This window comes from Pseudoalteromonas sp. Z1A6, from assembly GCF_011378745.1.
In the GTDB taxonomy this organism is placed as follows: Bacteria; Pseudomonadota; Gammaproteobacteria; order Enterobacterales; family Alteromonadaceae; genus Pseudoalteromonas; species Pseudoalteromonas arctica.
Window position 1 is genome coordinate 1 of the sequence record NZ_WTKW01000034.1, and the last position, 19,431, is coordinate 19,431.

Annotated in this window: 16 protein-coding genes; 11 read left to right on the top strand and 5 right to left on the bottom strand. The window is 39.9% G+C overall.

Going from position 1 to position 19,431, the window contains the following annotated elements:
• Positions 1-2: 2 nt before the first annotated feature.
• Both GQR46_RS03840 and GQR46_RS03845 read left to right on the top strand, forming a co-directional pair.
• The gene (locus GQR46_RS03840) at positions 3-2,024 is read left to right on the top strand and encodes an ATP-binding protein (protein WP_165740004.1); all 2,022 of its coding nucleotides are present in this window, start codon (positions 3-5) and stop codon (positions 2,022-2,024) included.
• A gap of 40 nt (positions 2,025-2,064) precedes the next feature.
• Positions 2,065-2,325, top strand: coding sequence for a hypothetical protein (locus GQR46_RS03845; RefSeq protein ID WP_010555288.1), 261 nt, complete (start codon positions 2,065-2,067; stop codon positions 2,323-2,325).
• Between the two features lie 130 nt (positions 2,326-2,455).
• Here GQR46_RS03845 and ahpF read toward each other — a convergent pair whose 3' ends face one another.
• On the bottom strand, positions 2,456-4,030 hold the full coding sequence (gene ahpF, locus GQR46_RS03850; protein WP_165740006.1) for an alkyl hydroperoxide reductase subunit F: 1,575 nt from the start codon (positions 4,028-4,030) through the stop codon (positions 2,456-2,458).
• A 154-nt stretch (positions 4,031-4,184) separates the two neighbouring features.
• Positions 4,185-4,754: an alkyl hydroperoxide reductase subunit C gene (gene ahpC / locus GQR46_RS03855; protein ID WP_007581822.1), complete on the bottom strand. Its 570-nt coding sequence runs from the start codon at positions 4,752-4,754 to the stop codon at positions 4,185-4,187.
• A gap of 364 nt (positions 4,755-5,118) precedes the next feature.
• Between ahpC and GQR46_RS03860 the strand changes: the two genes are divergently transcribed.
• From GQR46_RS03860 to GQR46_RS03875, 4 genes are all read left to right on the top strand, one after another.
• The gene (locus tag GQR46_RS03860) at positions 5,119-5,556 is read left to right on the top strand and encodes a PACE efflux transporter (protein WP_165740008.1); all 438 of its coding nucleotides are present in this window, start codon (positions 5,119-5,121) and stop codon (positions 5,554-5,556) included.
• A 288-nt stretch (positions 5,557-5,844) separates the two neighbouring features.
• Positions 5,845-6,264: a DUF3429 domain-containing protein gene (locus GQR46_RS03865; protein WP_165729525.1), complete on the top strand. Its 420-nt coding sequence runs from the start codon at positions 5,845-5,847 to the stop codon at positions 6,262-6,264.
• A gap of 532 nt (positions 6,265-6,796) precedes the next feature.
• Positions 6,797-7,195: a hypothetical protein gene (locus GQR46_RS03870; RefSeq protein WP_165740010.1), complete on the top strand. Its 399-nt coding sequence runs from the start codon at positions 6,797-6,799 to the stop codon at positions 7,193-7,195.
• A gap of 3 nt (positions 7,196-7,198) precedes the next feature.
• Positions 7,199-8,014, top strand: coding sequence for a class I SAM-dependent methyltransferase (locus GQR46_RS03875; protein ID WP_165740012.1), 816 nt, complete (start codon positions 7,199-7,201; stop codon positions 8,012-8,014).
• Positions 8,015-8,027: 13 nt separating this feature from the next.
• On the opposite strand, the gene GQR46_RS03880 is transcribed toward GQR46_RS03875, so the two are convergent.
• The gene (locus GQR46_RS03880) at positions 8,028-9,632 is read right to left on the bottom strand and encodes a GMC family oxidoreductase N-terminal domain-containing protein (protein WP_165740013.1); all 1,605 of its coding nucleotides are present in this window, start codon (positions 9,630-9,632) and stop codon (positions 8,028-8,030) included.
• A gap of 102 nt (positions 9,633-9,734) precedes the next feature.
• On the opposite strand from GQR46_RS03880, the gene GQR46_RS03885 reads away from it, so the two are divergent.
• The 4 genes from GQR46_RS03885 to GQR46_RS03900 all read left to right on the top strand — a co-directional run bounded on the left by GQR46_RS03885 (position 9,735) and on the right by GQR46_RS03900 (position 14,053).
• Positions 9,735-10,745, top strand: a complete 1,011-nt coding sequence (locus GQR46_RS03885; RefSeq protein ID WP_165740015.1) for an AraC family transcriptional regulator — start codon at positions 9,735-9,737, stop codon at positions 10,743-10,745.
• A gap of 38 nt (positions 10,746-10,783) precedes the next feature.
• On the top strand, positions 10,784-11,770 hold the full coding sequence (locus GQR46_RS03890; RefSeq protein ID WP_165740017.1) for a Gfo/Idh/MocA family oxidoreductase: 987 nt from the start codon (positions 10,784-10,786) through the stop codon (positions 11,768-11,770).
• A 443-nt stretch (positions 11,771-12,213) separates the two neighbouring features.
• Positions 12,214-12,957 (top strand): FadR/GntR family transcriptional regulator, encoded by a 744-nt coding sequence (locus GQR46_RS03895; protein ID WP_024591884.1) that lies wholly within the window; start codon positions 12,214-12,216, stop codon positions 12,955-12,957.
• 232 nt (positions 12,958-13,189) lie between these two features.
• Positions 13,190-14,053, top strand: coding sequence for a DMT family transporter (locus GQR46_RS03900; RefSeq protein ID WP_165740019.1), 864 nt, complete (start codon positions 13,190-13,192; stop codon positions 14,051-14,053).
• 73 nt (positions 14,054-14,126) lie between these two features.
• On the opposite strand, the gene GQR46_RS03905 is transcribed toward GQR46_RS03900, so the two are convergent.
• Both GQR46_RS03905 and GQR46_RS03910 read right to left on the bottom strand, forming a co-directional pair.
• Entirely contained in the window at positions 14,127-15,323 is a 1,197-nt protein-coding gene (locus GQR46_RS03905) for an MFS transporter (RefSeq protein ID WP_165740021.1), read from the bottom strand.
• A 74-nt stretch (positions 15,324-15,397) separates the two neighbouring features.
• Entirely contained in the window at positions 15,398-16,492 is a 1,095-nt protein-coding gene (locus tag GQR46_RS03910) for an NADH:flavin oxidoreductase/NADH oxidase (protein ID WP_165740023.1), read from the bottom strand.
• A gap of 478 nt (positions 16,493-16,970) precedes the next feature.
• Between GQR46_RS03910 and GQR46_RS03915 the strand changes: the two genes are divergently transcribed.
• Complete coding sequence (locus GQR46_RS03915) at positions 16,971-19,388, top strand: TonB-dependent receptor (RefSeq protein WP_165740024.1); 2,418 nt, start codon at positions 16,971-16,973, stop codon at positions 19,386-19,388.
• The last annotated feature ends 43 nt before the right edge of the window (positions 19,389-19,431 follow it).

The following is a 19,431-nucleotide window of genomic DNA, read 5'->3' on the forward strand; positions in this document are numbered from 1 at the left end:
TTTTGAATTTTTTACGATGTTTTCACGATATAGTTTCTAATCAATCTCTTGATTTTGAAAATAAAATTAATAAGCTCTTAGTGTTTGGGTTAGAAGTATTTGACCTTGAGCTAGGTATTATTAGTAAAGTAGATGAAAACAGCTACACCGTTTTATATGCCAAAACCCCTGACAACTCACTTTTACCCGGTACCGTGTTTGAATTACAAGGCACCTATTGCGTACATACGCTCGCTGCAGGCTCTGCACTTGCCTTTCATAAAGCATCTCAAAGCGCAATTGCAAACCACCCCTGTTATATAAACTTTCAGTTAGAGTCTTATATTGGCGCGCCAATAAAAATTGGTAAAAAAACATTTGGTACCGTTAACTTTTCATCCATAAACAGCTCTCCAGCTTTTAATGATGCAGCCTATGATTATATTGAGTTATTTGCACAATGGCTTGGATCGGAATTTGCTCGCACCCAAGCTAAAGAACAACTCATAAAAAATAGTAATACTTTATTAAAGTTAGAAAACGTTGCAAATATAGGTACGTGGGAGGTTGATCTAATCTCCGATAAAATTACCTGGAGCGAGCAAACATACCTCATACATGAGGTGGATGAACAATTTCAACCGCAAATGAATTCTGCAGTCGAGTTTTATAAAGAAGGTCCAAGTCGTGAAGGCATTACTCGCGCGGTAGAATTAGCCATAGAAAAAGGCAAAAAATGGAATCTAGAACTAGAAATAGTAACCGCTAAAAATAAACATTTATGGGTGGCTACCTTTGGTGAGGCCGAATTTGATGAAGGCCGATGTGTCCGATTATTTGGCACCTGCCAAGATGTCACCGAGTCAGTAATGCTCCGAGAAGAGCTTAAACAAAAGCAAGCTCAAGCAGAGCGCCTACTTGAAGACAGAAGCATGCTATTTGCCAAAATCAGCCACGAATTAAGAACCCCACTGAATGGCATTACAGGTATGCTAACCACATTAGTTGATGAACACAGTGAAGAAGTTCGCGCTGAAAAAATTAAAATAGGACTTAGAAGCGCCGATATTTTACTTAGTATTATTAACGAAGTGCTCGATTTTTCTAAAATTAATCATGGTGAGCTAAAGCTTGAACCTACTGACTTTTTACTAAAAACAATTTTTACCGATTTAACTTCTTTGTATACACCTCTATTTAAAAACACGCATGTAACGCTACAAGTAAATAATACAATTGATGACAACTGCTGGGCGTTTAGCGACAACACACGCCTTAGCCAGATTGCTTCTAATTTACTGAGTAATGCACTTAAATTTACTGAAAATGGTTCAGTTACATTAAACACCAGCCTTTCTAAAATAAAAAATAAGCTAAGTTTAAATATTGAAGTGTCTGATACAGGCCGAGGAATGAGTAAAAACTTTTTAGAATCACTGTTTTCTCCTTTTTCTCAAGAAGTAGATGCTAAGAATTCAAAAGGTGGAACAGGCCTTGGCCTTGCAATAGTAAAAGAGCTTGTTGAATATATGGGCGGGAAAATAAAGGTAAAAAGTACACCTAATAAAGGCACTACGTTTTTAGTAAATATTCCTATTGAGAAAGGGACAGAACAAAAACAAGAAAGCCTTAAATCAACGTTAGATATTAATGGCAGTGAACTATCAGTGCTTGTAGTCGATGATAACGACATCAATCGGTTAGTACTTCATGCCTCTTTAGGCAAGCTTAATATTAAAGCAGACTCAGCAGTTGATGGCCAAGATGCTGTATTAAAATGTCGCCAAAAGCATTATGACCTTATTTTTATGGACTGCATAATGCCCATACTCGATGGATTTGAGGCAACAAAGCAGCTTAGATCAGAAAACATCTGCTCGCATGAAGAAACCTACATAGTGGCTATAACTGCTAATACTTCATCACAAGACAAACTTGCCTGCAAACAAGCCGGTATGGATATGTTTATATCAAAACCGTTTAAACTACCCATACTTGAAAAAGCGGTTATTAATGCGCTTGAGCATACCGTAAAAATCAGCTAATTTTTACTGCACTGCCACTGGTAAAAAATAAGAACATAAAATGAAAAACATAATTAGAACTATATTACTAACAGTACTTATTGTTGCAGTATTTAAAGGCGTTTCCACTGGGCAATGGAGCTCATCAATAACAATTGTTATCGTATCAGGCGTATTGCTGTTAGTTACATTTATCAGTGCTAAGTCATCACGTGGATCATCCGCTTATACTGGCAGTGACTCATCAGTTTCCTCTAGCAGTAACTCATCGCACTCTCACACAAATTGTAGCGGCGGTGATTCTGGTGGTGGGTGCGATTAAATCGTGTGCTAATTCTTAAGCATTAAAAAAGCCGCCTTTGGAGAAGGGCGGCTTGGGTTAACAAACAGCTATGGGTGTAGCCTTGCTGTTATATCAAGAGAGTTTTTACTAAATTTTTTATTAAATAATGTTAAGCAGCGCTTTGATCAGCGTCTTCAGAGTGACGAATTAAATAATCAAATGCACCTAAACTTGCTGTTGCACCGCTGCCCATTGCAATAATAATTTGTTTAAACGGAGTATTGGTTGCATCCCCCGCGCCATAAATGCCTGGTAATGACGTCGCGCCTTTAGCATCAATCAGTATTTCACCAAATTTGCTTAATTCAAGATCGCTGTCTTTTAACCATTCTGTATTAGGTATCAAACCTATTTGTACAAATATACCGTCAAGTTCAAGCTCTTTGCTCTCTCCCGACACTCTATCTGTGTACATTAAGCCAGTTACTTTTTTACCATTGCCTAATACTTCAGTTGTTTGTGCACTTTTGATAATCGTAATATTGGCCATGCTTTTAGCTTTACGAATAAGCACTTCATCTGCACGTAATGTGTCTGCAAATTCAAGTACCGTAACGCTTTGTACAATATTGGCTAAATCGATTGCCGCTTCTATACCTGAATTACCACCGCCAATTACAGCAACAGGTTTACCTTTAAATAAAGGGCCGTCGCAATGTGGGCAATATGCCACACCATGGCCGCGATATTCTTGCTCCCCGGGTACGTTCATTTCACGCCAGCGTGCACCGGTGGCAAGTACGAGCGACTTAGCTTTAAGTACTGCGCCATTTTCTAGTGTAATTTCGTAGCCATTGTTATAACCAAGTGCTGCTGCGCGCTGATTATGCATTACATCCACGTCGTATTCTTTAACGTGCTCTTCAAGCTGGGCAACCAATTTTGGCCCTTCAGTGGCTTTAATCGAAATAAAGTTCTCTATTGCTAGTGTATCGGCAACTTGTCCGCCAAATCGGTCGGCAACAATACCTGTATTTAACCCTTTTCGTGCTGAGTAAATAGCAGCCGATGCGCCCGCAGGCCCGCCACCAATTACAAGTACATCAAATTTGTCTTTTTTACTTAGCGACTCAGCTTGGCGCTGTGCACCTTTGCTATCTAGTTTATTAAGTATGTCGGTAAGACTCAGTGCACCTTGGCTAAATGGTTCGCCATTTAAATACACAGCCGGTACAGCTAAAATATTTCGCTCTTCTACTTCATCTTGAAATAATGCGCCATCAATCATGGTCGCTTTAATATTACTGTTTGTTGCTGCCATAGTATTAAGTGCTTGGACTACTTGCGGGCACGTTTGGCAACTTAAACTTATATATACTTCAAAGTTGAGCTCTTGAGTAAGCGATTGTATTTGCTCAATGTCTTCACTTTTGGCTTTACTTGCGTGTCCGCCAGTATGTAAAAGCGCTAACACTAAACTTGTGAATTCGTGGCCCATAGGTACGCCTGCAAACGTAATATGAGTGTTTTTAATAGGTGAATGTACAACCATTGACGGGCGACGTGCGCTTGTGTCGGGGTTGTTTATTACCGTAAATTTATCGCTCAGTGAGGCTAAATCGTTTGCTAAGCTTTCTACTTCTGCTGATTTTTTGCTGTCATCCAAGGCAATAAGCAGCTCAACAGGTTGAGTAAGCGATTCAAAATGGCTTTTTAATTGATTTTTTATGTTGTTATCTAACATGGCTTAACCCTTTTAGGAAAATTTAAACAGCAAGCCTCCCATGCCAAATAATGCATGTGCTTAAACAAGTATATTGATATAGGAGGCACCAACAAACGAATGTTCGTTGATTTAAGGGCAGTTACCTGCCCTTATAGTAGGAATAAATTTATACTTAGATTTTACCAACTAGGTCTAGTGAAGGTGCAAGTGTGTCTTCACCTGGCTGCCAAGATGCAGGGCAAACTTCACCGTCGTGAGTTGCAATGTATTGTGCCGCTTGTACTTTACGAACAAGTTCTTTAGCGCTACGGCCAATACCTAAATCGTGAGTTTCGATAATTTTAATTTCGCCTTCTGGGTTCATTACAAATGTACCGCGAAGTGCTAAGCCTTCTTCTTCAATCATTACGCCAAAGCTACGAGTAATACGTCCTGTTGGGTCGCCAATCATTGGGTAAGTAATTTTACCAATTGTGTCTGACGTATCGTGCCATGCTTTGTGAGTGAAGTGAGTGTCAGTCGATACTGAGTAAACTTCTACGCCCATTTCTTGAAGTTGTGCGTAATAATCTGCAACATCACCAAGTTCAGTAGGACATACAAATGTAAAGTCTGCTGGGTAAAAGAAGAAGATTGACCATTTACCTAGAACATCTTTTTCAGACAATTCTACAAAGTCACCGTTGTGGTAAGCGGTTGCATTGAATGGTTGTAATTTTGTGTTGATTAATGAAGTGCTCATGGTATTTCCTCATCTATGTTTAATGTATTTAAAAAGTAATCAACGCTTTCGTTTTAAACGACCTTTTGCGTTGGCTTGATTAGTACAATAAGGCTAATGGGAAATTAAATAAAATTGATTGTTTAGATTAAAGCAATCTGTTTTTTAGATTGTAAGCAATATCCATAAATATGGGGGAAAACAACAAGCCAGCCAACTGTTTGGTTTATATCCAACAAGCTAAAAATAGCCAATAAACGCAGGTAATTTAGATACGTTTATGGCGTACTTACAGCAACATACCTGTACAATTATTTAAAACGCGAGGTACAATTTAACTGTATCAATCAATTGTTAAGCTAAGTATCTTAAACAGGGATTAATTATGACTCCTAAAAAACGCCGAGTATTACAGGCTGTCTTATATGAATTTTTTGCCATTGCCTTTGTTGGCCCTATTATCAGCTTTATTTTTGACAAATCAGCCTCTTCAGCAATCGGTTTAGCGATTGTTTTATCAAGTATTGCACTTGGCTGGAATTATGTATTTAACGCTTTATTTGAACGCTGGGAAGCAAAGCAAGCTGAGCGAGGGCGTACTTTAGGCAGGCGTCTATTGCACGGCATTGGTTTTGAAGATGGGTTGGTATTATTACTAATCCCTGTAATGTCGTTGTGGTTAAATATATCAGCCCTAAATGCATTAATAGCAAACCTTGGCCTGTTTGCGTTTTTCTTTATCTATGCAATTATTTTTACATGGGCGTTTGACCGCGCTTTTGGCCTACCAGAATCCGCCAAAAGTGATAAAACAACGCAGTAAAACACCTTTTAATTAAGCCTCTTTAAGAGGCTTTTTAATCTGATAAAACGATAAGTATCATCTCCCAGTAAAAATAAAATAGGCTAATCATCAGCCTACCCTACATATTGTATTACTTTATATTTAAAGAAATAATAACAATGAAGATCGAGTGCTTTATCTACAACGTTTAATCAATTAATACCTCTACACTATTTAGTAGCTCGCATTTATTGTAAATCCACTTTACTTATAAAATACTGCTACAATAGCCGCGCTTAAAAACGTTCAAACACAAGGCACACTGTTATGGAAAAATTTGTTAATCACATTCAACTAGGCTACCTAGGGCTACTTCCTTTTTTAGGCTGCGTGGCATGGCCGCTTGTGTTTGGTAGTAACAGCGTTAACTTAGAGTTTTTTACTTTTTACAGTATCGCCATTTTAGCATTTATGGCAGGTAACTTGTGGCGGGCCGGAGAGCAAAGCTATAGCAATGCAATTAAAGCGGTATTACCTGTTATCCCAGTTCCATTTTTATCATTTTTACCTGTAGAGTGGGCACTCGCTTGGTTAGGTGCTAGTTTTTGGTTAGTACTTATATTTGAAAAAGCCACTCCACAATGGAAAACCTATCATAAAGATTATCAAAAAATGCGCTTTGTGCTGACCTCCGTTGTATTTGTTTGTCACATCCTAACTATTGGTATGAGTATTTACCCTAAGTAACCTGAGCTCTGGATAATAAATCTATCTCAAGCAGCTATTTTCAGTGTTAAGTGCGTTGAATTTACTTGCAATAGGCCCGCTATTGACGCGTAAATTCGCCTTGTTCTCACAGAAAATCTCTGGCTAGAGAAAATAAATTCAAATATCACTACAATTCAACGAGTTAGCAAATCTCTTAACTAAGGCCTATTGACCTTTCAGGATTAAAATTTGTTCAATCTAGGGGCGATTTAATCGCGGCGTGAGGTTTGTAACCTAGTGGGCTAAGTAAAAACCGAGCAACAAAGAGTAAATTGCCCCTAGGCAGAACCCTTCGGGCAGCGCATGTTTGGCATTTATGCTGCGTTATCGCCTATTTATGGGGAATAACCACACTACATAGGCTTTGCCTTGCCTAAATACCAAACAGTCTGCTGCAAATTTAACCTCGAAAGATAAACAGGCCCTAGAGTTCAGGTTAAATAACAGCTGTAAACTTAAATATTGCGTGGTAATAAGGTAATATCCGCGCACTGCTATTTGAGGACACACCATGATTGACCAATTACGAAAACAACTTGATGAACTTGGCGAAAACTACGTAGAAAAAAACGCGGCATTTAAAATCAAAGTGATCCCATTTTTTTGTGCTATCCGCATAAAAAAAGATCATAAAAGTGAAGGTCGTTTGAGTTTTTATTCAAGTCAATTACTCGAAATTTTCTTAGTCGTCTTATTTTTGCTATTCGGTTTAATGCTTTACGATACAAATGCAGGATTTACCCACGGGCCTATTCATATTGCCTTTGCCATTTTAATTACCTTTAATCTTATTATTAAACAAATCGCAATCGAAGGATTAAAAACCAGACTTGCGTTTCATCGTTTACTTGCAGCACAGTCTCAAAAAAGTACGCCTGATGCTGATAACACACCAACTAAACCGCTTTAATTTATGTATTTAGATCCTGGTTGGCGAATACTCACTGTTGGCGATGGCGACTTATCATTTTCGAGCGCCATACATAACAACGTAAAGCCGCACATATTAGTGGCCTCTACCTACGATGATGCAATTACTATTGAGCAAAAGTACCAAGACAATGCGCTTAACGATTTAAAAGCGCAAAACGTTGCCGTACTTAATAGCTTTGATGTAACAAACCCTGCGTGTTGGCAAACTCTAAGTGCAAATCAGCACAGCTTTGATGTGGTTATTTTTCAGTTTCCGCTTATACCTGCGTTTGTTGGCCGTGAAGCATTTGAAAACAACACTCGCCAAACCAGTATGAATGTACTAAACCGCGCTTTACTGCACCAGTTTATTAAATACGCTAACGAATATGCGCTGAGCCCTGATGGCCCAATGCTTTGTTACATAACCTCTAAAGATGTAAAGCCGTATCGTGAGTGGAATATTGAAGGCAGTTTAAATAATGGTTTAACCGCTGATTATTTAGGTCAAACCCCGTTTGATATTAATCATTTTGAAGGTTATAAAATTCGTAATGTTGACCGCGATAAACACGTAAAAGACACCAGCGGTATTACTTACGTTTTCAGCCCAAAAGGTATTGATACACACACTAGTGAATTAAACTCACGCCTTACAAAGCCAGCATATTTAACACCTAACCACTGCCCGCTTTGTCGCGTTGGACCTTACATGGCAAGCGAGGACGAAACCAAGCACCTAAACGCTAAAAAGCATCAGCAAATGCTGCACCTTGAAAGCGATTGGCAACAATGGTTAAACGAATTTTATAGCTAAGTATCTTTAATAATTAAACGTTGCCGCGTTTAATTAAATCAGCTGCTTTTTCAGCAATCGCAATTACCGGTGCATTTGTGTTGCCGGTAACAATGGAAGGCATAATCGACGCATCCACTACGCGTAAGTTACTTACCCCGTGTACTCGCAAATTAGTATCGACCACCGCCATTGAGTCTTGCCCCATTTTACATGTACCAACCGGGTGATATTCGGTATCTGCAGTTTGGCGTATAAACTCAATTAACTGATCATCATTATTTATATCAAGCGGATAGACCATTTTACCGCGTATAGTATCAAAGGCTTTGCTTTGCATAATAGCGAGTGTTTTTTTAAGGCCAGCAAGCATTGCAACTATGTCGTCTGGGTGGCTTAAGTAGTTAGGATCAATAAGTGGAGCACTACGTGGGTTGCTGTCAGCTAATGTAATAGTTCCTCGGCTTTTAGGGCGCATAATACTGCTGTGTATACTGTAACCATGCCCAGTATGTAATTTACGACTATGATCGTCCACCAGCCCTATAACAAATTCTAGCTGTACGTCAGATGCAGGCGAATCTTCAAATAGCTTAATAAACGCATGCGACTCTGCAAAATTACTTGTTAATCGCCCCTCTCGCTTACTAAACCAGTTAACGCAGCCTTTAAAAATGCTCGCAATACCAAGTGGGCTTATACCAAAGGTACCCTTGTTTGTTTTTGATTTATAAAGCGGCACTACCGTTAAGTGATCTTGTAAATTAGCACCCACACCTTCTAGTACGTGTTGAGCTTTAATATTATGAGCGCTTAACTGAGCTTTAGGGCCAATACCCGAAAGCATTAATACCTGCGGTGAATTAATAGCACCGGCGCTCAAAATCACTTCTTTATTAGCAAGTAAATCTATTACTTTGCCGTTTTTTTCTATTTGCACACCTTGGGCGCTTTTATCATTAATTATAATTTTATTAACGTGACTTTTAGTCAGTACCGTTAAGTTAGCTCTATTTAAGTTAGGTGTTAAATACGCTTTAGCGGCGCTACAACGCTCGCCATTATGCTGAGTCACTTGTGAAAGCCGTGCACCTTGCTGCTCTGCACCATTAATATCGTCGCTTAAATTAACGCCCTGCTCTTTACAGCCGTTTAAAAAACACTGGTTAATTGCACTTGGGTTATTAAGTTCTTGCACATGTAAGGGGCCATCAGTGCCATGCAGCTCATTATTTATAAAGGTTTTATTGTTTTCAGCTTTAATAAAATACGGGAGTAAACTATTAAAATCCCAGCCGGTATTACCAAGCTGTGCCCACTGGTCGTAATCGTATTGAGTACCGCGAATATAAACCATCGCATTAGTAGAGCTCGACCCACCCAGCACTTTGCCTCGCGGCACAAAACCACACCGATTATTTAACTCTTTTTGAGGTACTGTATTGTAATGCCAACTATTTATGCCATAAGGCACACTCGCTGCTATGCCAGCTGGCATTTGTACAAATGCGCTTTTATCGCTGCCGCCTGCTTCAATTAAGCACACACTTACATTTTTATCTTCAGACAAGCGCGATGCCATCACGCAGCCACCACTGCCTGCGCCAATCACAATGTAATCAAATGTTGTATTGTTCATGGTGTACCTTAATAAAAGTTTTAAACGGCTTTTGCAGTAATAGTGCATAGAAAAATTCAACAAAACTTGATATTTTTAGACATCGTTTATTTGAGGTTAACCATGAGCAGCCTAATCAGAGCCACGTCATTACAAGGTATAGATACCCTAATTAGCGAATTTGGCGGCGATCCGCATGAAATAATGCAAAACTGTAATATTAGTAACGTTGACTTTAAAAATCTCGACAACCACTATTTACCTTATCGAGATTACGCTGAGCTTTTAGAATACTGTGCTTGTAAGTTCAATTGCTCTAGTTTTGGCCTTAAGCTCGCTAGTAGACAAAATTTTGATATTTTAGGACATATTGCAATAGCTGCCAAAAGTAGTACTAATTTAGGTGATGCACTTAATTGGGTTATTAAATACCTTCACTTGCACAGCCCTGCACTTAGCTTAAACTCGCACCCTTTAGAGAATGATAAAAGCTTGTTTTTATCATTCGAAATTAATTTAAAACCATTACCGAACATCAACCAAGTGATTGAGCTAACCATTGGTTTAGCATTGGCTGTTATTAAAAAGCTGAGTAATAACCGCTGCAAACCAATTAATATATTTTTGCCAAAAAAATTAAGTACTAATACTCGTGCCTATAACACTTACTTTGGTTGTAACGTTATAGAGCATCGCAACAGCGCTGGTATTGTAATCTCAAAAAGTGATTTAACTCTTGAGCTTGATCACCCTGAACTAAATAAAGTACAAGCGGCGCTAAGCTTCTTGGCAAAAAACAAAGAACACACACAACCATTGCCCAACCAAGTTAGTGCACTAATTAGGCCTATGCTTCCTATTTATCAATGTAGTAACCAAACTATTTCAGCTGCGCTGGGTATGCACCCGCGTACTCTGCATCGAGAACTTATCAAACATAATACGAGTTTTGTAAAACTTAAAGATGCCACTCGTCGCGCTTTAGCTGCACACTATTTAGCGCAAAACCAATTTACAATCTCAACCATATCTGAGCTTTTAGGGTATCAGGAGCAAGCAACGCTAAGTGTTAATGTTAAACGCTGGTTTGGGTGCTCTCCTCGAGCATATAGGACTAAAAAAATGTTAAACTAAACGCTCTTATTATTTTTTATTTAAGCTAAGGAGTGAGCATGAACTTTGTTATTGTTGGCACCAATTTTATTAGCGACACACTGTTAGCCGCTGCAAATACGTTAAACGATTTTAATTTATATGGTGTGTGCTCGCGCGCAGTATCAAGCGGCGAAGCATTTTTAGCCAAACACCCACAAAATGCACAAGCAAAAATTTTCACCTCAATCGAGCAAGTATGCCAAGATCAAAATGTTGATGCTGTCTACATAGCCGCCCCTAACAGCTTACACAAACAATATGCCGTTATGTGCCTAGAAGCGGGTAAACATGTCCTTGGCGAAAAACCATCAGCAGCCAATTCTAAAGAGCTTGCAAGCATTATAGCTACAGCAAAAAAACATCAGCGCCTTTACATGGAAGCCATGATGACCACTCACTTACCTAACTTTGCACGGCTGCAACAGGCAATGGTAAAAATTGGCACACCACGTAAATATATTGGCCAGTACAGTCAATATTCATCGCGTTACGATAAATATAAAAATGGCGAGCGTCCAAATACGTTTTTACCCGAGTTTGCTAATGGTGCTTTAGTTGATTTAGGGATTTACCCACTGTATTTATTAATTGCACTTTGGGGAGCGCCGCAAAGCGTAAGTGCCAGTGGCGTATTACTTGATACAGGTGTAGATGGTGCGGGCGATGTATTACTAAACTACGCTGATAAACAAGCCGTTATTAGCTACTCTAAAATATCGCAAGGCGACAACATAACCGAAATACAAGGCGAGCTTGGACGCATACGAATAGAAGCCGTATCGCAACTCAAAAAGGTGGAGTTTATTGCTAATAATGGTGAGGTAGAGGTTATGTCCCAGCCGTTTGATGAGCACTTTATGAAATACGAAGTTGAACATTTTATGGCGTTAGTGAAGCAAAATATTCTTGAGTCACCCGTTAATACACATATTTTAGCCAGTAACGTAATGAGCGTACTTGATGAAGCTCGCAAACAGCTTGGGGTTGTGTACCCTAACGACTAACTAAATAAAATATGGGCGTTAACCAACGACAGTTAACGCCCAGAAGAAAGCTTAAATAGCTCTCGTACAACGACACATTTTACAAAACACACTTTACAAACACATTTAAAAATAGCGATCCCCATCCATGGGCAATCAAATACTTCTACAACAAACTTAACACTAACAACCCAAAATCGGTTTATTACCAATATTTATTATTCAATAACCTTAAAACTAACCTAACACATAAAAACATTACCAATCAAGCTAGCCAATTGCATTATTTTAAACTAAATTGGTAATACAACAATACAACCATTGGTGTATAGTGGTTTTTAACCATAACATCGCGTTAGAATTTTGACATAATAGTGAATTTTGAGGTAACCTCTGGTATTAACAGTTGGTTTTGACTTTTAGGCCCCAGAGGCCATTATTCCTTAAGGTAATGAAGGTAAAGTATGGGTAATCGTCGCTTATTTTGGCGCATAGTTGATAAAATTGAGTCTTTAATAAATCAAGGCGAATTTTCTGCTGGGAGTCGTTTACCACCTGAACGTGAACTTGCAGAAATGTTTGATGTAAGTCGCCCTACCATTAGAGAAGCTATTATCGCATTAGAAGTACGTGGCCGAGTTGAAGTTAAAACCGGCTCTGGTGTTTACGTAGTAGAACAAAAAAATGCATCTATAAAATCAAAAGAGATCAGTGCATTTGAACTTACTCAAGCTCGCGCATTAATTGAAGGCGAAATTGCCGCTTTAGCTGCTCAAAGCATTACAGAAGAAGAACTAGAGCAACTAAATAAAACATTAATTGCCATGGAAAAAGGCCTTTATGTTGAGCAAGCCGACCGTGAGTTCCACGAAATTATAGCTAGAGCAACGCGCAATAAAGCACTTGAATTTGCAGTGTCTAACTTGTGGGATTTACGTTTAACAAACCCACAAATTGTTGCTGACTATGGCAGTGTGTGTAAAAACAATAACGAGTGCGTTATGGACGAACACACCGCTATTTATACAGCCCTAAAGTCGCATGATGCAAATGCAGCGCGCACCGCAATGCACAAACATTTTAACCGCTTAATTAATGCTTTATTTGATGCCGTAGAATCGCGCGCACTTGAAGAAATTAAACGCAAAAATGATGAAAAACGAGGCCTCTACTCGCTTGATGGCTTAGTTAATAAAAGTGCCCACTAAGGCATTTTAACCAACTGATTAAAGTTAGCAAACGCCTGTTTGCTAACTTTACCTCTTACTTTATTTACCCGCCCTATTTAATATACTTTTAATTGCGCTATTTTTGGTCGCAAACACTTACCTATAAATTTAAAAAAAGATACTATGCCGCCATTAATATCGGGCGGGTTTAGCTTTTATACTCCCTGCATTACATAACTAATTGATAGAGTTACTCAACTCAAGGATTAAAATGCAAGCATCTTCAAAAAGTTATTTACTGGCTATAGTGTGTGTACTGCTTGCTATGATGACCATTCAAACGGGCGCGTCATTTGCAAAACAGCTTTTTCCTATTGTTGGTCCTGAAGGTACAACTGCCCTTAGGCTTGGTTTTTCTGCCTTTATACTTTGCTTAGTGTTTAAACCTTGGAAACACTTACCTACTTCTGGTAATCGTATTCCTATAATTGTGTATGGTTTAAGTTTAGGCGGCATGAACATTTTGTTTTATTACGCCATTGAACGCATTCCACTAGGCATTGGTGTAGCGCTTGAATTTACAGGCCCGCTTGCTGTTGCCTTATTTTCATCACGCCGCAAACGTGACTTATTTTGGGTTGCCTGTGCTATTGCCGGTATTTTGCTTCTGCTTCCTGATATGAGCGGCCAAGACAGCCTTGATCCATTGGGTGTAGCGCTTGCGCTTGGTGCCGGTGCATGTTGGGCAGGTTATATATTATTTGGTAAAAAAACGGGCACACAAAGCTCTGGTGGAGCAACTGTCGCATTGGGTATGACCGTTGCCGCTATAGTGCTAGTACCATACGGCGGCATTATGCAAAGCGCCGCGTTTACGTGGGAAATTATCCCACTGGGTATTGGTATTGCTATTTTATCAAGCGCACTGCCTTACACACTTGAAATGGTTGCACTGCGTAACATGCCTTCACAAGGGTTTAGCGTAATGATGAGTTTAGAGCCTGCAATAGCTTCGCTCGCAGGGTTTATTATTTTAAGTGAGTTACTTACTTTATGGCAGTGGCTAGCTATTTTACTTGTGATAGTTGCATCTGTTGGTAGCTCGTTTTCAAACGCAAAAAAACAGGTTGCTTAAATAAAAACTGTAATCGACTAATTCTAAAAAATAAAGCCACCGCGTAAGCAGTGGCTTTTTTGTAGCAACGTAATTAGCTTACCGCCTTACTTTGCTTGTTAGTTGTAACCAAATACCCAATCAACGAAATAAGCGGCATACCCGTAGCAACCAGGGCAATACCTGTCCAACCACCTGCTTCATATAACGGGCTGGCAATAAGCGACCCCACTGCACCACCTACAAATATACTGGTCATGTAAATAGCGTTTAAACGTGCTCGGCTTTGTGGCTCTAGTGCGTAAACTGCGCGTTGCCCAAGTACCATATTGGCTTGCACAGCAAAATCAATAAACACACCCGTTAACGCTAAAATTACTATCCCGTAAGGTAAATCAAACAAACTGGGTAAAAAGCAACCAGCTGCTATAACTTTTGCAAGTAAAGAGACCTGATGTGTATAGCCTTTGTCGGCCAAACGCCCAACAATAGGGGCTGCTATAGCACCTGCCGCACCGACAAGTGCAAACAGTGCTATTTCTGATTGCGATAAACCATACTCACGGGCAAGCACAACCGGTACGCTCGTCCAAAATAAACTGAACGATGCAAACATTAATGCTTGAAAAAGTGAACGTTGGCGCAGCACTGGTTGGCTAATCATTAACTGTTTAAGCGATTTTAATAACTTAAAATACGTTGTTTTATGGGTAGGTTGCCTGCTTGGAATAGCAAAATAAATTACGCCTGCAATAAACACCATACACCCTGCTGCAAAGTAAAATACAGCACGCCAACCAAAGTGATCGGCTATTAAACTCGATATAGGTCTTGCCAGCAAAATACCTAGCAGGAGACCCGCCATAATATTGCCAAGAACCTGTCCGCGCTTCTCGTCAGACGATAAATGCGCAGCAAGCGGAATAAGCACCTGAACAGAAACCGAGCTCATACCTATCATTAAACATAAAATAAGCATTACATTAGGTGAATCAGCAAGTGCCGTACCCACCAAACTCAAAAACGACACAGCTAAAGTAATAAGCATTAAACGCTTATTTTCAATTAAGTCAGCTAATGGCACTAAAAAAAACAACCCCAAAGCGTAGCCTATTTGTGTAAGCGATACGATAAGGCTAGCACTGTGCGCACTTAATCCAACTTCAGGGGCAAGCAACTCAATAATAGGTTGAGCGTAGTAAATATTGGCAACAATAAGACCGCAACACAAAGCAATAATAGTAACGAGAGTATTGCTAAGTGGTTGTGGTGAAACGCCTGGTTGGGTCATGTGTGTCTCTACTTTATAAAAATAATAAAACCCAACCAGCAAACGCGGGTTGGGTTTTTACAAAAAACTTCGTTTTACTTAATTGGTGATGGCTGCCCATGTGGGCTTGAGCGTAAATACTGTTTAGGTGCAGTTACTGTAGCGCCAAGCTCTGCAGCTGCATGCCACGGCCAATGCGGGTTATATAAAATGCCACGCGCCAGCGCTACACCATCGGCTTGCTGCTCACTAATAATATCCTCGGCTTGTTGCGCCTCAGTAATTAAACCCACCGCTATAACAGGCATATTCACAGCTTCTTTAATAGCTGTTGCAAACGGTACCTGAAAATTAGGTTTTACTGGTATTTGTTGCTCAGGACTTAAACCCGCAGTACTTACATGAATAAAGTCACAGCCGAGTTCATCAAGCGCTTTACTAAGCACTATCGATTGATCTAAATCCCAGCCGCCTTCAACCCAATCAGTTGCCGAAATACGCACACCTACCGCTTTTTCACTAGGAAATACCGCTCTTACCGCTTTAAACACATCAAGCAATAAACGCATTCTGTTTTCTAGGCTACCACCGTAGTTGTCATCGCGCTTGTTTGAAAGTGGCGACAAAAACTGGTGTAACAGGTAACCGTGCGCACCATGTAGCTCGATTAAATCAAGGCCGAGTTCATCAGCGCGTTTAGCTGCACTTACAAAATCTTTAATTAGTGAATCTATGTCAGATTGGCTCATTGCTTTTGGTACTGGGCTTTTATCGTCGTACGCAATTGCCGAAGGTGCGAGCGTTTGCCAGCCATTAACATCATCAGGTGCAATCGCATCGCCACCGTCCCATGGTTTTTCAGTGGATGCTTTGCGCCCAGCATGTGCTAACTGAATACCAATAGGCATAGGGCTGTATTGCCTTACTGCTATTAGGCTTTTACCTAGCGCTTGCTGGGTTTCGTTATTCCAAAGCCCTAAATCGCCGTAGCTAATACGCCCTACTGGGTTTACTGCTGTTGCTTCTAAAATAAGTAACCCAGCACCACTCAAACTCAATTGGCCTAAATGAATAGTATGCCAATCGCTAGCAGCGCCATTGTTTGCTGAATACTGGCACATGGGTGCAATAATAATTCGGTTATCTAACGTTACTTGCCCAAGTGATAAAGGCGAAAATAGTTGGCTCATTGTTAATCCTTAAAAACACGCACAAAAAAGTGCGGACAAAATAAAAAAGAGAATACGAAGCGGCAATCAAACACGCTCACTCAATAACGTAAACTGTCACTAATAATGGCGACTTAACACTCTTAATGGGGATCAAAATACACTTTAACAGTGCCAATAAAAGTATAAGTAATGACATTATGAAATATTAATTTTAATGTAATAATTTGTTTAACGAGCACGCCATAACACCATCTTTAAAAAATGAATGACTATTTACCTTTAAACAAGGGTGTGATTTTTAACCTAACTGTACCTAATAGCACTAAGCTATTGCTTGTATTGCCTATTAACTAAATAAAAACCCCACACACCAACCATATTTATTCTATAAAAGTGAATTAAAATTCAATTTAGATATTCCAAGCTACTTCACTCCCTGATAAACTGCTTAACTTAATTTACTAATGTAAAACTTTTGAACCGGGGATCACTTTTTATGTTTAAACCAAGCTTGTTAACCTTGGCTATTTCGAGCGCTGTTTCTAGCGTATTTTTATTGCCTAATGCCGCACTTGCTCAAGAAGAAGTTGCAGCTAAAAACAAATCACTCGAAGTAATCGAAGTTACAGCAACAAGGCGCAGCGGCTCTGTGCAAAATGCACCGCTAAATATTACAGCCCTTGATGCAGATATTATGAAAGATCAAAATATCAATGAGCTTGCGGATGTAGCACGCTGGGTACCTGGTTTAACAATTACTGATCAAGGTGGCCGCTCAGGCTCGCCTATTATTGTTCGTGGTTTAAATACTAATTCATCTGGTCCATCATCAGATGGCGGCACAGTATCTACTTACATTAACGAAATTCCTGTTTCGGTAGATATGCGCCTAGTAGATATTGAGCGTGTTGAAGTATTAATTGGGCCACAAGGCACCCTTTATGGTGCAGGCACATTAGGCGGTGCAATTCGCTACATGCTTAAACAGCCTGAGCTTGATTTTACATCGCTTGAAGTATACGGCGACCTATTTCAAACAAAAGAAAGTGACTCTTTAGGTGGCGAAGGCGGTTTTATATTTAACCTTCCTATTATCGAAGATAAATTAGCAGTACGCGCCAGCTTAAATGTATATGAAGATCCGGGTTTTATCGATTACGGTTACGTAGTACGCGAGCCAGGCGTATCGTTGCCAGATCCAGATTGGAGCGATAGCTCAGCAGTTAATAACAACCTTAAAAATGTAAAAGACGCCAACGGCGAAACCACCACTACTGGTCGTATTTCTGTTCGCTTTAAACCAAATGAATCGTTTGAAGGTACGCTTAACTACTTTTACCAAAACCAAGACAGCGAAGGTCGCTCGATTGTTCATTACAACAGCCTTAATGCAAACAACGGCTTAAGCGACGTAATAGGTAAATACGAATCGGCTTATCGCTTTGAAGAGCCTCGCGAGAAAAAAGATCAATTACTAAGCCTTGAACTAAAAGCCGACCTAGGTTTTGCAGAGCTCGTATCAGCAACCGGTATTTCGAGCTTTGATGCCGACGGCCAACGCGACCAAACAGACTTACTTATTCGTCTTGATTACGGTTATGAAGAGTTTCCTTCGTTTTCAACGTTTACCCGTGAAATTGACGAAGAAGATACCTTCACTCAAGAAATTCGCTTAGTGTCGCAAGGCGACAGCGACTTTAACTGGATTGTGGGTGGCTTTTACAACAAAACAGAAACCGAAGCGTCAAGCCGAGAGTTTACGCCTGGGTTTGACCAATTCGCTATCGATAACTTTGGTGGCGAGCAGCTAAGACCTGACTCATTAGAATACTTAGAGCTTACAAAAAGTACCGTCACTGAGTCTGCACTATTTGGTGAAGTTGGCTACCAAGTTACCGACAAATTAGATGTGACCATTGGTGCCCGTTTTTACAAATACGATATAGAGTCGCAAGCGGCTTTTGACTTCCCGCTAGCAAATACATTGTATGGTGGAGTAGATCCTGATGTAACCACCGTTGCATACGAAAAAGACGAAGCAGGCGATAACGGTAACTTATTTAAATTTAATGCTAAATACCAGTTCACTGACTCAGTAATGGGTTATGTAACAGTAAGTGAAGGCTTTAGAATTGGCGGCTCAAATGGGTTAGTGTCTTGCCCTGATCCAATTATTGAGGATCAACAAACAGGTTGTGGTAAACCTGACGAATTATTGTATGAAGCCGACACCACAACAAACTACGAGCTAGGCTTTAAAAGTACATGGTTTAGAAGCCAACTACACTTTAACGCCGCGTTATTTAACGTAGATTGGGATGATGCACAAATTACGGGCGCTACAGATATAGGTCAATTAACGTACCTTTCAAACGCAGGTAGCGCTAATGCAAAAGGGGTAGAAATTTCAACCCGCGCTATTTTATCTGACTCGTTTTCGGTTTACGCTACGTACGCTTACACAAAAGCAGAACTAACATCAGACGCACCATTTTTGTTTAATGCCGATGGTACCGGTGGCGCAGAAGACGGCGACCGTTTGCCAGGTTCGCCTGAAAACCAATTTTCGATGGGTGTAAACTATCAAACAGACGTGTTTAACGACAAAACGCTTGATATTAACTACGGTTTAACCGCGCAAAGCGACGTGCTTTCAAGAGTAGGACTTCGTGATAACGGCGAAACACTACCAGGTTACAGTTTGAGTAATATATCAGCTAAATTAACGGCTGATGCATGGTCAACTACGCTATATGTTGATAACCTATTCAACAAATACGCGGTTACATCCGTTCGTCGCTCAGATGCAGATATAACATCAGCTAATGGCGCCGACATACAACGTAACTACGGCCATTACATTAATCGCCCGCTTACGGTAGGTGTTAAATTTAACTACAAATTTGAAATATAATTTATAGTAATTTTTAAACAATGTTTTAAGGCTCAAATTTATT

Excerpts from the sequence above, each read along its gene's own strand:
- GQR46_RS03845 (WP_010555288.1), top strand. The coding sequence starts at position 2,065 with ATGAAAAACATAATTAGAACTATATTACTAACAGTACTTATTGTTGCA.
- ahpF (WP_165740006.1), bottom strand. The coding sequence starts at position 4,030 with ATGTTAGATAACAACATAAAAAATCAATTAAAAAGCCATTTTGAATCG.
- ahpC (WP_007581822.1), bottom strand. The coding sequence starts at position 4,754 with ATGAGCACTTCATTAATCAACACAAAATTACAACCATTCAATGCAACC.
- GQR46_RS03860 (WP_165740008.1), top strand. The coding sequence starts at position 5,119 with ATGACTCCTAAAAAACGCCGAGTATTACAGGCTGTCTTATATGAATTT.
- GQR46_RS03865 (WP_165729525.1), top strand. The coding sequence starts at position 5,845 with ATGGAAAAATTTGTTAATCACATTCAACTAGGCTACCTAGGGCTACTT.
- GQR46_RS03870 (WP_165740010.1), top strand. The coding sequence starts at position 6,797 with ATGATTGACCAATTACGAAAACAACTTGATGAACTTGGCGAAAACTAC.
- GQR46_RS03875 (WP_165740012.1), top strand. The coding sequence starts at position 7,199 with ATGTATTTAGATCCTGGTTGGCGAATACTCACTGTTGGCGATGGCGAC.
- GQR46_RS03880 (WP_165740013.1), bottom strand. The coding sequence starts at position 9,632 with ATGAACAATACAACATTTGATTACATTGTGATTGGCGCAGGCAGTGGT.
- GQR46_RS03885 (WP_165740015.1), top strand. The coding sequence starts at position 9,735 with ATGAGCAGCCTAATCAGAGCCACGTCATTACAAGGTATAGATACCCTA.
- GQR46_RS03890 (WP_165740017.1), top strand. The coding sequence starts at position 10,784 with ATGAACTTTGTTATTGTTGGCACCAATTTTATTAGCGACACACTGTTA.
- GQR46_RS03895 (WP_024591884.1), top strand. The coding sequence starts at position 12,214 with ATGGGTAATCGTCGCTTATTTTGGCGCATAGTTGATAAAATTGAGTCT.
- GQR46_RS03900 (WP_165740019.1), top strand. The coding sequence starts at position 13,190 with ATGCAAGCATCTTCAAAAAGTTATTTACTGGCTATAGTGTGTGTACTG.
- GQR46_RS03905 (WP_165740021.1), bottom strand. The coding sequence starts at position 15,323 with ATGACCCAACCAGGCGTTTCACCACAACCACTTAGCAATACTCTCGTT.
- GQR46_RS03910 (WP_165740023.1), bottom strand. The coding sequence starts at position 16,492 with ATGAGCCAACTATTTTCGCCTTTATCACTTGGGCAAGTAACGTTAGAT.
- GQR46_RS03915 (WP_165740024.1), top strand. The coding sequence starts at position 16,971 with ATGTTTAAACCAAGCTTGTTAACCTTGGCTATTTCGAGCGCTGTTTCT.